The following is a 13113-nucleotide window of genomic DNA, read 5'->3' as shown; positions in this document are numbered from 1 at the left end:
TCCGGCACCTCGCCCCCGTCCGCGAATTGCCGCGCCAGCCGCGCCGATTTGATCTGGATCGGCACGATCAGCCCCATCCAGATCAGGCCCGCGGCCACAAAACACAGCTGCGCCCACAGCATCCAGCCTTCCGTGAGCGGGAAATGGCCAACAATGGCGAGGCCGTAGCCGCCGACCATCGTCAGCACGACGCCCCACACCGTCATGGCCCAATCCGTGTAGGTGATCAGCTTCTGCGCAAAGCCCAGCACCTCCGGGCGGCCATCGCGATCGGCGAAGAACTTCCAGATCGCCGTGACGGTGATATTGCCCATCAGCATCACGACGCCGGTGATGTGCAGGAATTTCCAGACAAGATAGGTTTCGGGCATCAACCTGCTGTCAAAGCGGGATATTATCGTGCTTTTTCCATGGGTTCTCAAGCGTCTTGCTGCGCAGCTTGCGCAGGCCCGTTGCAATGCGCCGCCGCGTGGCGTGCGGCATGATCACTTCGTCGATGAAGCCCATGCTGGCCGCCACGAACGGATTGGCAAAGCGCGCTTCATATTCGGCGGTGCGCGCTGCGATCTTGTCCTTGTCGCCGATGTCCTGGCGGAAGATGATCTCCACGGCGCCCTTGGCGCCCATCACGGCGATTTCGGCGGTGGGCCAGGCGTAGTTCAGATCGCCGCGCAGATGCTTTGACGCCATCACGTCATAGGCGCCGCCGTAAGCCTTGCGGGTGATCACCGTGATTTTCGGCACCGTGGCTTCGGCATAGGCAAACAGCAGTTTCGCGCCATGCTTGATGATGCCGCCATATTCCTGCGCCACGCCCGGCAGGAATCCGGGCACATCGACGAATGTCACGATCGGGATGTTGAAGGCATCGCAAAAGCGCACGAAACGCCCGGCCTTCTTGCTGGCGTTGATATCCAGGCAGCCGGCCAGCACGGTCGGCTGGTTGGCGACGATGCCCACCGTGTGGCCTTCGATGCGGGCCAGGCCGATCAGGATATTGCCGGCATGGCCCGGCTGCAATTCGAAGAAATCGCCATCATCGGCGACCTTCCGGATCAGCTCGTGCATGTCATAGGGCTTGGCGGCGCTGGCCGGGATCAGCGTGTCCAGGCTGTGTTCCAGCCGCAACGGATCATCGCTGGTCGGCCGAAACGGGGCTTTTTCGCGGTTGTTGAGCGGCAGGAAATCGAAAAACGCCCGGGTGCGCAGCAATGCATCCACATCATCTTCCAGCGCCAGATCGGCCACGCCGGATTTGGTGCTGTGGGTGATGGCGCCGCCCAGTTCCTCCTGAGTCACCACTTCGTTGGTCACGGTCTTGACCACGTCCGGCCCGGTGACGAACATGTAGCTGCTGTCCTTCACCATGAAGATGAAATCGGTCATCGCCGGGGAATAGACGGCGCCGCCAGCGCATGGCCCCATGATCAGGCTGATCTGCGGCACCACGCCCGATGCCAGCACGTTGCGCTGAAACACCTCGGCATAACCGCCCAGGGACGCCACGCCTTCCTGGATGCGCGCGCCGCCGCTGTCGTTCAGGCCGATCACCGGCGCACCGACTTTCATGGCCATATCCATGATCTTGCAAATCTTTTGTGCGTGGCGCTCCGACAGGGAACCGCCGAACACGGTGAAATCCTGGCTGAACACAAAGACCAGGCGGCCGTTGATGGTGCCGCTGCCGGTAACGACGCCGTCACCGGGAATCACCGTGTCCTGCATGCCGAATTCGGTGCAATTATGCTCGACATACACGTCCAGCTCTTCGAACGAGCCGGGATCGAGCAGGATATCCAGCCGCTCCCGCGCCGTCAGCCGGCCCTTGGCGTGCTGCGCATCGATACGCTTCTGGCCGCCACCAAGTGTGGCCGCAGCCCGGCGGCGTTCCAGTTCCTGCAAGGTCTTCAGCATGGCGGCATTACACTCCCGATTGCATCCGTTCGTAGCAATTGCGCCGCGCCGGGCAAGCCGCTTTGTTCATAGCAGCGCCAGACACCGCACCGCTGCGGCCAGATCGGCCTGGCGTTCGGCATGGCCAGCCTCGGCCAGCGGGTCCTTGCCCCATTGTTCGGCCTGCCACAATTCATCGAGATGCCCGATGGCCCAGGCGGTGGCCGCATCCATGGCGCCGTCTGCCACAGCCAACCCGATCAGCGCCGAACCCGAAATCGTCACCACCGGATTGAGCGCAGCCAGGCGAAACACATCAAAGCTGCGATAGGCCGCCGCAACCCGCGCCAGGGTCGCCGGCGGTTGCGGCTGGTGGATGATGCCGGTCACCAGCGTGAATTCCAGGCCATGACGCGTCTGCGCCCATGCCAGCCAAGGGTCCCACCCCGCCGCCTGCTGCGCCACCAGCGGCGCGGGATGGCCGGCGCGGTAGGCCAGCAGTTCATTCTCGGCAAACACCGCCAGCCCATCGGCAAAGCCAGTCACATCCGGCGCCACCCGGTCGATGGCGGCATTGGCCAGCCCGGTCATCGGCAGGCTGCGCGGATTGACGATGTCCCCTTGCGCATTCCATTCGGCGGCAATGGCATCGGCCAACGCCAGCGTCGGCACCGCCAGCGGCGCCCGCGCCGGCGTGCGCAACGGCTTGCCGTCCAGCGCCACACCCCAATCATGGCCCCAATCATGGTCGCCGGTGGTAACACTGGCGGTCTTCCAGAACCGCTTCACTTGGTGGTCAGGCCCAGATGTTTTGGCCGCACAAACAGCGTCAGCCCGCCGATCAGCGCCACGGCCACGCCCGGTGCTTCGCCGACGGTTCGGGTCAGCCACAGGCCGATGGCCATCACCGCCAGACCGGCAAAGCGAACCGCAACGTACATCAGATAGCGTTTGCGCGCTTGCGCCACAGAAAGATGCGGTTCGGTCATGACCCGTCTTAGCCCTTGCGCCGGCGGGACAGCAACAGCAGCGCCAGCGCAAATTGCAGCACCGCCGCGCCCCAGAACAAGCCGCTGGCCAATGTGGCTGCGTCGCTGGAGCCGGCGCTGCGCCGCGCCAGCACCACAAAGGCCGCGCCAAACAGCAGCGACAGCACGGCCAGCACCCGGCCCAGCCAGCGCAATCGCGCCGCCAACCGGGCTGGCAATTCAGCCATTCAGCAACTCCAAAAGCTGCGCCGCATCAACCGCAACATCCAGCGCGCCGGCATCCATCAGCTCATGCGCATCATGATAGCCCCAATCAACGCCGATGCTGCGCACGCCGGCGGCCTGGCCCATGGCGATATCGAACACCGTGTCGCCGATGATGAAGGCCTCGTCGGCGCGCGCGCCCGCCTCGGCCAGCGCGGCGCGCAGCATGGACGGGTGCGGCTTTGATGGGTGGCGATCTGCGGTTTGCAGCGACACAAACAAATGGTGGATGCCGTGATGCTCAAGCGCGAATTTCAGGCCGCGATCCGATTTGCCCGTCGCCACCGCCAGCAGCCAACCATCGCTGTGCAGCCCATCAAGCAAATCGCGGATGCCCGGATACAGCGGTTCGGCATCGAGCGCCTTGTCGGCCCGCAGGCGCTGAAATGCCGATTTATAATCGCCCGCCAACGACACATGCAGATCATTGTCGGCGTCCGGCAACAGCACCTGCATCGATTCGACCAGGCTGAGGCCGACGACCCGGCGGGTGGCATGCTCTTCCGGCGCCGCCAGGCCGTGGCGGGCAAAGCTGCTGGCCATGGCGCGGATGATGTTGATCTGGCTATCGATCAACGTGCCGTCGCAATCGAACACCGCAAGTTTCATGGCCTGGTCCTTCGGATGGCGGCGGCCCCGGCGTGTTCGCCCAACCGTTCCAGCGCGGCGATGACGCGGTGCGCATCAGCGTCGCTGCGGTTCTGGCTGGCCTTCAGCGTGGAGCGGACGGCGATGGGGGTGAGTTCATAACCGGTGATGGCGCCCATCATCGCTTCGGCGCGTGGGCGCTCCATCTTGTGCATCGTCCAATCCTCCCCAACGCGCGGTTCGAATGTGGCGGATGCAGCGTGCAGCAAGGCCTCCAGTTCCGCCATGTCCAGCGCGCGCACCGGGCCTTCGATCTCCACCGCCTGGTAATTCCACGTCGGCACATTGTTCGCCGGCTGCGCATACCAGTTGGGGGAGACATAATGGCCCGGCCCGCCCACGCTGATCAGCGCCGTCAGGCCATCCAGATGCCCATTGAAGGCTTGGGCCAGCGCATTGCCGCGCGCCAGGTGAAACATGATCGTGCCGCCCGGCATCACCAGCACCGGCGCGTGCGCCACGCGCGGGCCAGCGGGCGTGGCCGCAAAAATATGCGCAAACCCGTGGGCCGCCACAAAGGCGAGCGGATCATCATCGGTGCGAAAGGCGCTGTTGGGGTGCATCGCTGCTTTCCCTGCCGCAAATCCCAGCCTGCCCGCAAGGAGAGTCGACGCCGCGCGAGCAGCCGATTACCGGTTGCACCATGGAAACTCCGCCGCTCATCGCCATTCCCGCCGGACAACCGAGCACAGCGCCGCGTGTTCCGGACGAGATCAAGGGCCTGCATTACCCGCTTGGCCGCTGGGTGCCGGGGCCGGGCGAAGCGGAAGAAGTGGCGCCGGGCATTTTCTGGGTGCGCATGGGCCTGCCGTTCGGGCTGGATCACATCAATCTGTGGGTGCTGGATGCCGGAGACGGTTGGGCCATCGTCGACACCGGTGTCGGCCTGCCCAGCAGCAAGGCCGATTGGGAGGCGCTGTTTGCCGGGCCGTTTGCCGGCAAGCCGGTCACCCGCGTGATCGTCACCCATTATCACCCCGATCATCTCGGCATGGCCGGCTGGCTGTGCCGCAAATGGAACGTGCCGCTGGAAATCACCCGAACCGAATATCTGCTGGCGCGCACGCTTACCCTGGATGTGGGCGATGCGCCGCCTGATGAAGCCGTGGCGTTCTCGGTGCGCGCCGGCTGGAGCGAGGAACAGGTGGCGGCGATGAAAGCCAAGGCCTGGGGCAATTTCGGCAAGATCATTTCAAAAATGCCCGCCGGCTTCAAGCGGCTGCGCGACGGCGATATGCTGACCATCGGCGCGCGCCAGTGGCGAATCGTGGTCGGCCGCGGCCATGCCCCCGAACATGCCTGCCTGGTGTCCGATGGCCTGATGATCAGCGGCGATCAGGTGCTGCCGCGCATCACCAGCAACGTGTCGGTCTATACCAACGAGCCTTATGCCGATCCGCTGGCCGATTGGCTGGAAAGCATCGACACGCTTCGCGCCATTCCGCCCGATGTGCTGGTGCTGCCCTCCCACAACGAGCCGTTCTTTGGCCTGCACACAAGGCTGGACCAACTCGCCGCCGATCACCACGGCAAGCTGGAAAAGCTGGAGGCGTTCTGTGAAACCCCGCGCACAGCGGTCGATTGCTTCGCCGCCCTGTTCCGCCGCCCGATCGGGGAAGCGGATTATGGCCTGGCCACCGGCGAAACCGTCGCCCACCTGCACTGGCTGGAAGAACGCGGCCGGGTGATCCGTGTGACGGACGCGGGCGGGGTGGACCGGTTCGTAAAAGTCTGAATTTGCCGCTTTTCTGGGCGGGGCTTGCGAAGATTTGGCTCTGGCACATTGGCCGACGCTGGCGTGGGGGCCGATAGCGCTGTTCCCGCTGGCAGTAACATGGCGCAACATTTGGTTTGGCATGCTTGGCAACACGCTGCCAATCTTCATGCATAGTCAGTTCATATTTGCTAATTAACTCTATACATCTACTTGACCGCTCAGGCTGCGAATTGTACTAACAAATCGTGAATTGAAGGCTCCGCTCACCGGTGCTGATTCGCATGAAAGGTGCAAGACATGAAGAACATTGCCTTTGCCGCAGCGATGATGCTCGCGGCCGCGTCCCCGGCCTATGCGGTCGACAATTTCCAGGTCACATTCGAAGCCGCCAAGGTGCAGAACACCACCCGCACGGTTTTCGGCAAGCTGGTCGAAACCTTCACCGGCCGCGCTGCCACCAACGCCACCTTCACCAACGTTCTGAACCCCACTTTCAGCGTTTCGTACAACACCATCGCCACGCTTGCGAATGACGCCAACGGCGGCGCTGGCCCGGTTGCGGGCAATACTGGTGGCCGTTACATGCGTGTGGCCGGCGGCACGTCGGAAACCATCACCATCAATCAGACGGCTGGCCGCGGCACCAATTATTTCGGCATGTATGTGTCGGCGTTCGATCCGGGCAACTTCGTCGATTTCCGCCGCGGCGGCAACACGGTGTTCACCTTCTCACCGGCCAACCTGCTGGCAGCCGTCGGCGCTTGCCCGAACGTCAACAACGCCTATTGCGGTAACCCGCGTGGTGGTTCGGTGCCTGCCGAACCGTTCGTGTTCATCAACTTTGTGAACAAGACCAGCTTCTTTGACGAAGTGGTGATCCGCCAGGCTTCGCCGATCAACGCCAACGCCGGCTACCAGACCGACAACCACACCTTTGGTGCGGTGCCGGAACCGGCCACCTGGCTGATGCTGATCGCCGGCTTCGGCATGGTTGGCGTGACGGCGCGCCGCCGCAACACGGCTGTTGCTGCCTGAACCAACGCGATGCCGCCGCCACCGTCTGCACGGAGGTGACAGGCTGATCTGAACGCAAAAGCCCGGTTGTCGGGGCCTGCAACAGGCTCTGGCAACCGGGCTTTTTCGCGAATCCACTGCTGCGCAAGCCGACGCTATTTCGTCACCGCCATCTCATACAGGAAATCCACAAACCCGGCCGTGCAGCCCGCAAGGCCCTGCACGGCCGGGTTGATGCTTTCGATCAGGAAATATTCGTCGGGCGCGTGCGCGCCGCTGCCGTGGCCGAGGCCGAACTGGCCTGCGGGCAGGGAGACGGGGGGCTGGGTGAAGACGCTGCCCGGCCATGACCCGGCGTTGCGCGGATACAGCGTCGCCGCTGCGCCGAACCGCGCATAAACCGCTTGCTGGGCGCGCACCACGCGCGCGTCTTCGGCGGTTTCGGTGGGGTCATAGCCGCCGGACACCACCACTTCGATATCGCCAAAGCCGCGCTTGGCCAGATGCGCCTTCAGCTTGGCTTCGGCTTCGCGGAAGGTCTGGTTGGGCACCAGCCGGCATTCCAGCTTGGCTTCCGCGCGGCCGGGCAGGATGGTCTTGCCACCCGGGCCGGTATAGCCGGCGACCAGGCCCTGAATGTTCACCGTTGGTTGCGACGCCAAACGCTCCAGCGATTGCTGCCACGGCTCGTTGTTGATCCACATCTTGACGCCCATCGCCGCCTTGGCCTGTGCCTCGCTCTGGCTGGCCGCGGTCATCGCGATCAGTTCCTTTTCGCGCGCTGTCAGGCCGCGCACATTGTCGAACCAGCCGTCGATGGCCGGGGTGAAGCCATCATCCTTCACCAGCGTGTTCAGCGCCTGCACCAGATGCCACACCGGCGAATCGACATGCGCGTGCTGGCTGCTGTGGATGTCGCCCTTCGGCCCCTTGCCCCAGCGTTCGCCGCTGGCGATCAACTGGAATTCGATCGGGCCTTTCGATCCCAGATTGATCGACGTGCTGCCATTCGCGCTTTGCCAGGCGGTCGGGATGATGATGCCGTCGCATTTTTTCAGGGCAGCCAGTACCTCGGGGGCCTGCACGATCTCATGGAAATGCGGTGAGGCGATTTCTTCCTCCCCTTCGGCGACGAGCACGAGGTTGACCGGCAATTTCTGCCCGGCTTCGCGAAAGGCGTGCAACGCGGCCAGAAATGCCGCTTCCGGGCCTTTCTGGTTGATGGCGCCGCGGCCCACGATCACCTGGCCCCAGCCGGGCTTGTTGGTGATGCGGGCATCAAAGGGCGGGGAGCTCCATTCGGATGGCGTCACCTGCTTGACATCATACATGAAATAAATGCCGAGCGTGCGCTTGGCACCGGCATCGAGCGTGGCGAAAATGCCGGGCTGGCCCTTGGTCGGCATGCGCTTGACCATCTGGAAGCCGGCATCCCGGATCAGCCCCATCGTGTAGCCGCAGGCTTCCTCCATGCGGTAGTTTTCAGCGGCAATGCCGGGATTTTTGATCCAGTCCTGAATGCGCGCGATATTGTCCGGCAATTGGCGATCAATGGCGGCGCGAATGGATTTTTGCGCGGCCACAGCGGGTGCAGCAGCAGCGCGGGCGGCCGCCGGCATGGCCAATGCGGCAGCGCTGGCGGCCAAAACGGTGCGGCGATCAAACATGGTCATCGATAATCCCCTGCGCTGCGGCGGCTTGCTGAACGTGGCCCGGCGACAGAACGATGGTTATGCCCGCGCAAAGCCATTGGCAATTGTCCGCGCAGAAAACGGGAATATTTGTTGCATTGCAGCAAGTTGCGGGTGCGCCCGGCCAGTGGAACTTTTTTGTGTGCGCAGCGTTCGCGACAGATTGACACACGCGGAGGAATGGCTAGTAATGGCCTTGCTGCGACGGATTGCCGCTGCCCTGCGTCACTGGGCGGACAGGCGGCGGACCGATCAAGGCAAAATGGGGTCGGATCGGTGGATTTATCCATTCCGACAAACAGGCACAATTGCCGGCACCATATTGCGCCGGCGGTAATTCTGGATCGGAAAGGGAGCAAATATGTCTGATGATACGAAAGTCTACCCGACTGGGCTGACGGAGAAAGAAGCGATCGAAATCAACGAGGGCCTCAAGTGGGGCACCCGCTTGTACGGCGCGACTGCGCTCCTCGCTCACATCCTTGCCTACGCGCTTACGCCGTGGCTGAAATAATTTAGGGGAGTTGGTCACATGAACGAAGGTCGTATCTGGCTCTACGTCAACCCCAGCATCGGGTTGCCGCTGTTTTTCCTCGTTTGGGTCGCTGGCACCGCATTGATGGTGCACCTGGCGGTTCTGAACAACACCACCTGGTACAAGGAATTCCTGCAAGGCGGCGCCGCTGTCGCTGCTGCCCCGGCTGTGGCCGGTGCACCGGCTGCTGATGCAATGGCCCCTGCGGCTGAACCTGCGGCTGCTGAAGCGGCTCCTGCAGAAGCTGCTCCTGCTCAGTAAGCTTCACCCTCGGTTTGCACCGGGGTAATTGATCAAGGCCGGTGTCCCCATGGCGGGGCACCGGCTTTTTTCTGTCTGTTTACCGCCTGCTGCCGCGGCGCCATTCAGCCCCGGCGCATCACGCAGCGCGGTCGCGGTCCAGCAGCGGCCACATGGCAATCAAGGTTGCCAGCATCAGCGCCAGTTCCAATCCGAAGATCATCACATAGCCATCGGCCTTCGGCGTCGCCGCCAGCCCGAGATCAAGCCCGCGCGACAGGTCACGGATCGCGCCGCCGATGGTGGCACCAACCCCTTGCGATGTGGCCTGCACGGCCCCCCACGCGCCCATGGCAATGCCGACCTGGCCCTTGGGGGCCAATTGCATCGTCGCGGTCAAGGTGCCGTGACCGAACAGGCCGGCGCCCAGCCCGGCAAGCAGCACGCCCAGCGTGAAGATCGACGGCGTATCCGAACCGGCCGCCAATATGACCAGGCCATAGGCCGGCACGCCAATCAACGCGCCCAGGCTGGCCATGCGGAACGGATCAGCGCCCAGGCTGAGAATATAGGAGGCATAGACAAAGCCGATCAGGCTGCCGCCAGCGGTCAACGCGGACAGCAGGGTGGTGGTGCCCACACCGAGATTGAGCACTTCGCCGCCATAGGGTTCCAGCACGATATCGGACATGGCGAAGGCCAGCGTGCCCAATCCCACCGCCACCAGCCGCAGCAGCGTCTTGTCCCTCGACATGAACAAATCCCAGCTTTCGCGAAAGCTGGGATCGGGTGCAGCCGGCGCCTGGCGCAAGCGGCTGGGAATACGGGTTTCCTGTTTCCAAAGGGCGATGAAATTCAGGAACAAGGTGGTCACCGCGCAGCCCTGGATCACCTGAATCAAGCGCGCCTGCGAAAATTCCGCCAGCGCCCAGCCGAAAAACAGCGCCGCCCCGATCGAACCGAGCAGCAGCATGACATACATCAGGCCAACGACATTTGGCTGTTGTTCCGGCTTTGTGAGATCGGTGGCCAGCGCCAGGCCCACGGTCTGGGTGATGTGAATGCCGGCCCCGACCATCAGGAACGCCAGCGCCGCGGTGGGCATGCCCAGCCACAGGCGGGCATCACCGGCCTGCTGCGCGCCTGAAAGCACCAATATGGCAAACGGCATGAACGCCAGGCCGCCAAACTGCACCATCGTTCCCATGTAGATGTACGGCACCCGCCGCCAGCCCATCGCGGATTTGTGGGTATCGGATTTGTGGCCCACCAGCGCGCGAAACGGCGCCGCCAGCAGCGGCAAGGCCAGCATCAAGCCAACCAGCGACGCCGGCACGCCCAATTCCACGATCATCACACGATTGAGCGTGCCGACCAGCAGCACCAGACTGATGCCAACGCTGACCTGGATCAGCGACAGGCGCAGCAGCCGCGATAACGGCAATTCCGGGCTGGCGACATCGGCAAACGGCAAAAAGCGCGTTCCCCACGTCGTCCACACCTTGATGAGCTGGGCGTTCAGCCCCTTGGCTTGCGGTTCAGCTGTCATGATGCGACAAAAAGCCGATTGGGTGTGGTTTGGCAATAGCTTCTGTTGCCGGTAGCGCGTCAGGCTCTCGGTCTTGCATCCGCTTGCATGGCGGCGATGGCGGCATTGGCCAGCGCGTCGGCGCGTTCGTTCTCGGCATGGCCGGCGTGGCCCTTCACCCAGTGCCAGCGCACGACATGGGGGCGGGCGGCCGCAAGCAGGGCCTGCCACAGATCGTCGTTCTTCACCGGCTTCTTGTCGGCGGTTTTCCAGCCATTGCGCTGCCAGCCGATCACCCATTTGGTGATGCCATCGCGCACATAAACACTGTCGGTGGTCAGATCGACCTCGCATGGCCGGATGAGGGCGTTCAGCGCCGATATCGCCGCCTGCAATTCCATGCGGTTGTTGGTGGTGTGGGCCTCGGCGCCCTTCAGCTCTTTTTCCAGATTGCCAAAGCGCAGGATGGCGCCCCAGCCGCCCGGCCCGGGATTGCCCTTGCACGCGCCGTCGGTGAAAATCGCGACGCGCGCAGCCCCGGTTTCAGCAACCATGCATCGCCCCCGGCGTGGCACCCAGATACCATTGCAGGCGGCGCGCAAACGCCATCGGATCCTTGCGGGTGACCAGCGCGCCCGCCGGGGTGTTGAGCCAATCATAGGCCCGCGTGAGCGTGAAGCGCAGCGCCGCGCCCGCGGCCAGCAGCGGCAGCGCCGCCTGTTCGGCTGGCGACAGCGCCGCCGCACTGGCATATCCCGCCATCAGCGCCGCTGCGCGCTCCGGATAAAACTGCCGGCCATCATTGGAGAAACACCAGGCCGCGTGGGTGACGCCGATATCATAGGCGCGGGCATCGGTGCAGGCGAAATAGAAATCGATGAGGCCAGTGACCTTGCCGTCCAGCAGCAGCACATTGTCCGGGAACAGATCGGCATGGATGGTCGCCACTGGCAAATCTGCCGGCCAGTTCGCCGTTGCCGCCAGGCCAGCCGCGACAATATCGGGCAAATCGGCGTGGATTTCGCCCAGCCGCCCGTCACAGCGCGCCGCCAGCGGTGCCCACGCCGCCGGCCCCAGCGTGTTTGGCCGCACAGCAGTGAAATCCTGCGCCGCGCCGTGCAGGCCGGCCAGCGCCGCGCCAACCGCCAAAGCCTGCGCCGGCGTTGCCTCGGTCACGCTGACGCCGGGCAGAAATTCGATCATGCAGGCCGGGCGATCATTCAGCCGCTGCAGGATATCGCCGCCGCGGTCGCGGATCGGGCCAGGGACAGGCAGGCCCTTGCCGGCCAGATGGCTCATCAGCGCCAGAAACCACGGCAGATCGGCTTCAGCAACGCGCTTTTCGTACAATGTCAGGAAATAGCGGCCGCGCGTGGTTTCCACCAGGAAATTGCTGTTTTCCACACCCTCGGCAATGCCCTTGAAGCTGACGGCGTCGCCAACATCATAGCCCGCCAGAAACCCGGCCAGATCAGCGGCGCTGACCGGCGTGTACACCGCCATCGCCGCAAATCAGGCGGTGAGGGAACGTGGCAGCTTGAACACCACTTCTTCAACAGCGGTGGTGATGTTCTCGGTGGTGACCACATAACGTTCGCCAAGCGCAGTGAGCACTTCTTGCACCAGCAATTCCGGTGCCGACGCGCCAGCGGTGATGCCCACCGTGGTGATGCCATCAAACCAGCGCCAATCGATATTGGCCGCCCGCTGGATCAACCAGCTTTGGGCGCCTTCACGTTCCGCGACTTCGCGCAAACGCTGGCTGTTGCTGCTGTTCTGGGCGCCGATCACCAGCACCAGTTCGCAGCGCGGCGCCATCGCCTTCACGGCAGCCTGGCGGTTGGACGTGGCGTAGCAGATATCATCGCCGCGCGGGCCTTCGATGGCCGGAAAGCGCCGCTTGAGTTCGGCCACCATGTCGGAGGTGTCGTCAACCGACAGGGTGGTCTGTGTCAGGAAGCCCAAATTGGCCGGATCGGCCGGCTGGATCGTCCGCGCGTCCTCCACGGTTTCGATCAGCGTCATGGCACCATCGGGCACCTGGCCAAAGGTGCCGATCACTTCGGGATGGCCGTGGTGGCCGATGAACAGGATATGATGCCCGGCCGCCACCAGCCGTTCGGCCTGGCGGTGCACCTTTGAAACCAGCGGGCAGGTGGCATCAACATAGGTCAGGCCGCGCGCTTCGGCCTTGGCCGGCACCGCCTTGGGCACGCCGTGCGCCGAAAACACCACCGGCACGCCGTCGGGCACTTCGTCCAGTTCTTCAACGAACACAGCGCCTTTGGCCTTCAGGCTATCGACGACGAATTTGTTGTGCACGATTTCGTGGCGCACATAAACCGGCGCGCCCCAGCGTTCCAGGGCGATTTCCACGATGTGAATGGCACGATCAACGCCGGCGCAAAAGCCGCGCGGCGCAGCGATCAGAACGTGCAAGGCCGGGACGGCGGGTGACACGGTTTCAGTCAGGGCGATATCGGCGGTGCTCATGCGCGAAGGCAATAAACCATCGAATGTGACCGCGCCACCCCCCGGATGCAAACGGCGCCCGCCAGCGTTGCCGCGGTTTGATGCTTGCCCAGAATGCTTGC

The 13113-nt window shown here is 63.7% G+C and carries 16 protein-coding genes; 4 read left to right on the top strand and 12 right to left on the bottom strand.

Annotated elements, in window-relative coordinates:
* The 7 genes from ABWP50_RS10185 to ABWP50_RS10155 all read right to left on the bottom strand — a co-directional run.
* Nucleotides 1-371: DUF2269 family protein (locus ABWP50_RS10185; RefSeq protein WP_353217885.1), on the bottom strand; the 371-nt coding region annotated here is incomplete at its 3' end.
* A 10-nt stretch (nucleotides 372-381) separates the two neighbouring features.
* Nucleotides 382-1914 (bottom strand): acyl-CoA carboxylase subunit beta, encoded by a 1533-nt coding sequence (locus ABWP50_RS10180; RefSeq protein WP_353217884.1) that lies wholly within the window; start codon nucleotides 1912-1914, stop codon nucleotides 382-384.
* A 66-nt stretch (nucleotides 1915-1980) separates the two neighbouring features.
* The gene (locus ABWP50_RS10175; RefSeq protein ID WP_353217883.1) at nucleotides 1981-2682 is read right to left on the bottom strand and encodes an ATP12 family chaperone protein; all 702 of its coding nucleotides are present in this window, start codon (nucleotides 2680-2682) and stop codon (nucleotides 1981-1983) included.
* Nucleotides 2679-2882 carry a hypothetical protein gene (locus tag ABWP50_RS10170; protein WP_353217882.1) on the bottom strand — a complete coding sequence of 68 codons (204 nt, stop codon included), beginning with the start codon at nucleotides 2880-2882 and terminating at the stop codon, nucleotides 2679-2681. The genes ABWP50_RS10175 and ABWP50_RS10170 overlap by 4 nt, the downstream gene beginning before the upstream one ends.
* An 8-nt stretch (nucleotides 2883-2890) precedes the next feature.
* On the bottom strand, nucleotides 2891-3109 hold the full coding sequence (locus tag ABWP50_RS10165) for a hypothetical protein (RefSeq protein ID WP_353217881.1): 219 nt from the start codon (nucleotides 3107-3109) through the stop codon (nucleotides 2891-2893).
* Nucleotides 3102-3755, bottom strand: coding sequence for an HAD-IA family hydrolase (locus ABWP50_RS10160; protein ID WP_353217880.1), 654 nt, complete (start codon nucleotides 3753-3755; stop codon nucleotides 3102-3104). Before ABWP50_RS10160 ends, ABWP50_RS10165 begins: the two co-directional genes overlap by 8 nt.
* Nucleotides 3752-4357 carry an FMN-binding negative transcriptional regulator gene (locus tag ABWP50_RS10155; protein ID WP_353217879.1) on the bottom strand — a complete coding sequence of 202 codons (606 nt, stop codon included), beginning with the start codon at nucleotides 4355-4357 and terminating at the stop codon, nucleotides 3752-3754. The genes ABWP50_RS10160 and ABWP50_RS10155 overlap by 4 nt, the downstream gene beginning before the upstream one ends.
* Before the next feature lie 80 nt (nucleotides 4358-4437).
* Here ABWP50_RS10155 and ABWP50_RS10150 point away from each other — a divergent pair, with 80 nt between their 5' ends.
* Complete coding sequence (locus ABWP50_RS10150) at nucleotides 4438-5529, top strand: MBL fold metallo-hydrolase (RefSeq protein ID WP_353217878.1); 1092 nt, start codon at nucleotides 4438-4440, stop codon at nucleotides 5527-5529.
* Between the two features lie 279 nt (nucleotides 5530-5808).
* Nucleotides 5809-6546 carry an Npun_F0296 family exosortase-dependent surface protein gene (locus ABWP50_RS10145; protein ID WP_353217877.1) on the top strand — a complete coding sequence of 246 codons (738 nt, stop codon included), beginning with the start codon at nucleotides 5809-5811 and terminating at the stop codon, nucleotides 6544-6546.
* A 134-nt stretch (nucleotides 6547-6680) separates the two neighbouring features.
* Here ABWP50_RS10145 and ABWP50_RS10140 read toward each other — a convergent pair whose 3' ends face one another.
* Nucleotides 6681-8198 (bottom strand): M20/M25/M40 family metallo-hydrolase, encoded by a 1518-nt coding sequence (locus tag ABWP50_RS10140; RefSeq protein ID WP_353217876.1) that lies wholly within the window; start codon nucleotides 8196-8198, stop codon nucleotides 6681-6683.
* 379 nt (nucleotides 8199-8577) lie between these two features.
* Between ABWP50_RS10140 and ABWP50_RS10135 the strand changes: the two genes are divergently transcribed.
* Both ABWP50_RS10135 and ABWP50_RS10130 read left to right on the top strand, forming a co-directional pair.
* Nucleotides 8578-8730, top strand: a complete 153-nt coding sequence (locus ABWP50_RS10135) for a light-harvesting protein (RefSeq protein ID WP_353217875.1) — start codon at nucleotides 8578-8580, stop codon at nucleotides 8728-8730.
* Between the two features lie 18 nt (nucleotides 8731-8748).
* The gene (locus ABWP50_RS10130; RefSeq protein ID WP_353217874.1) at nucleotides 8749-9012 is read left to right on the top strand and encodes a light-harvesting protein; all 264 of its coding nucleotides are present in this window, start codon (nucleotides 8749-8751) and stop codon (nucleotides 9010-9012) included.
* A gap of 118 nt (nucleotides 9013-9130) precedes the next feature.
* Here the strand turns inward: ABWP50_RS10130 and ABWP50_RS10125 are convergent, their stop codons facing one another.
* Genes ABWP50_RS10125 through ispH form a run of 4 tightly spaced genes read right to left on the bottom strand, consistent with a single transcriptional unit; the run spans nucleotide 9131 to nucleotide 13012 of the window.
* The gene (locus ABWP50_RS10125; RefSeq protein WP_353217873.1) at nucleotides 9131-10540 is read right to left on the bottom strand and encodes a PucC family protein; all 1410 of its coding nucleotides are present in this window, start codon (nucleotides 10538-10540) and stop codon (nucleotides 9131-9133) included.
* A 59-nt stretch (nucleotides 10541-10599) separates the two neighbouring features.
* Entirely contained in the window at nucleotides 10600-11073 is a 474-nt protein-coding gene (gene rnhA, locus ABWP50_RS10120; RefSeq protein WP_353217872.1) for a ribonuclease HI, read from the bottom strand.
* Complete coding sequence (thrB, locus tag ABWP50_RS10115; protein ID WP_353217871.1) at nucleotides 11063-12022, bottom strand: homoserine kinase; 960 nt, start codon at nucleotides 12020-12022, stop codon at nucleotides 11063-11065. The genes rnhA and thrB overlap by 11 nt, the downstream gene beginning before the upstream one ends.
* A gap of 9 nt (nucleotides 12023-12031) precedes the next feature.
* The gene (gene ispH / locus ABWP50_RS10110) at nucleotides 12032-13012 is read right to left on the bottom strand and encodes a 4-hydroxy-3-methylbut-2-enyl diphosphate reductase (RefSeq protein ID WP_353217870.1); all 981 of its coding nucleotides are present in this window, start codon (nucleotides 13010-13012) and stop codon (nucleotides 12032-12034) included.
* Nucleotides 13013-13113 lie beyond the last annotated feature (101 nt).

The sequence above is a fragment of the Sandarakinorhabdus sp. genome (assembly GCF_040398645.1).
Classification (GTDB): domain Bacteria; phylum Pseudomonadota; class Alphaproteobacteria; order Sphingomonadales; family Sphingomonadaceae; genus Sandarakinorhabdus.
This window is presented reverse-complemented; position numbering and strand designations above follow the sequence as displayed.

Excerpts from the sequence above, each read along its gene's own strand:
- ABWP50_RS10180 (WP_353217884.1), bottom strand. The coding sequence starts at position 1,914 with ATGCTGAAGACCTTGCAGGAACTGGAACGCCGCCGGGCTGCGGCCACA.
- ABWP50_RS10170 (WP_353217882.1), bottom strand. The coding sequence starts at position 2,882 with ATGACCGAACCGCATCTTTCTGTGGCGCAAGCGCGCAAACGCTATCTG.
- ABWP50_RS10165 (WP_353217881.1), bottom strand. The coding sequence starts at position 3,109 with ATGGCTGAATTGCCAGCCCGGTTGGCGGCGCGATTGCGCTGGCTGGGC.
- ABWP50_RS10160 (WP_353217880.1), bottom strand. The coding sequence starts at position 3,755 with ATGAAACTTGCGGTGTTCGATTGCGACGGCACGTTGATCGATAGCCAG.
- ABWP50_RS10155 (WP_353217879.1), bottom strand. The coding sequence starts at position 4,357 with ATGCACCCCAACAGCGCCTTTCGCACCGATGATGATCCGCTCGCCTTT.
- ABWP50_RS10150 (WP_353217878.1), top strand. The coding sequence starts at position 4,438 with ATGGAAACTCCGCCGCTCATCGCCATTCCCGCCGGACAACCGAGCACA.
- ABWP50_RS10145 (WP_353217877.1), top strand. The coding sequence starts at position 5,809 with ATGAAGAACATTGCCTTTGCCGCAGCGATGATGCTCGCGGCCGCGTCC.
- ABWP50_RS10140 (WP_353217876.1), bottom strand. The coding sequence starts at position 8,198 with ATGACCATGTTTGATCGCCGCACCGTTTTGGCCGCCAGCGCTGCCGCA.
- ABWP50_RS10135 (WP_353217875.1), top strand. The coding sequence starts at position 8,578 with ATGTCTGATGATACGAAAGTCTACCCGACTGGGCTGACGGAGAAAGAA.
- ABWP50_RS10130 (WP_353217874.1), top strand. The coding sequence starts at position 8,749 with ATGAACGAAGGTCGTATCTGGCTCTACGTCAACCCCAGCATCGGGTTG.
- ABWP50_RS10125 (WP_353217873.1), bottom strand. The coding sequence starts at position 10,540 with ATGACAGCTGAACCGCAAGCCAAGGGGCTGAACGCCCAGCTCATCAAG.
- rnhA (WP_353217872.1), bottom strand. The coding sequence starts at position 11,073 with ATGGTTGCTGAAACCGGGGCTGCGCGCGTCGCGATTTTCACCGACGGC.
- thrB (WP_353217871.1), bottom strand. The coding sequence starts at position 12,022 with ATGGCGGTGTACACGCCGGTCAGCGCCGCTGATCTGGCCGGGTTTCTG.
- ispH (WP_353217870.1), bottom strand. The coding sequence starts at position 13,012 with ATGAGCACCGCCGATATCGCCCTGACTGAAACCGTGTCACCCGCCGTC.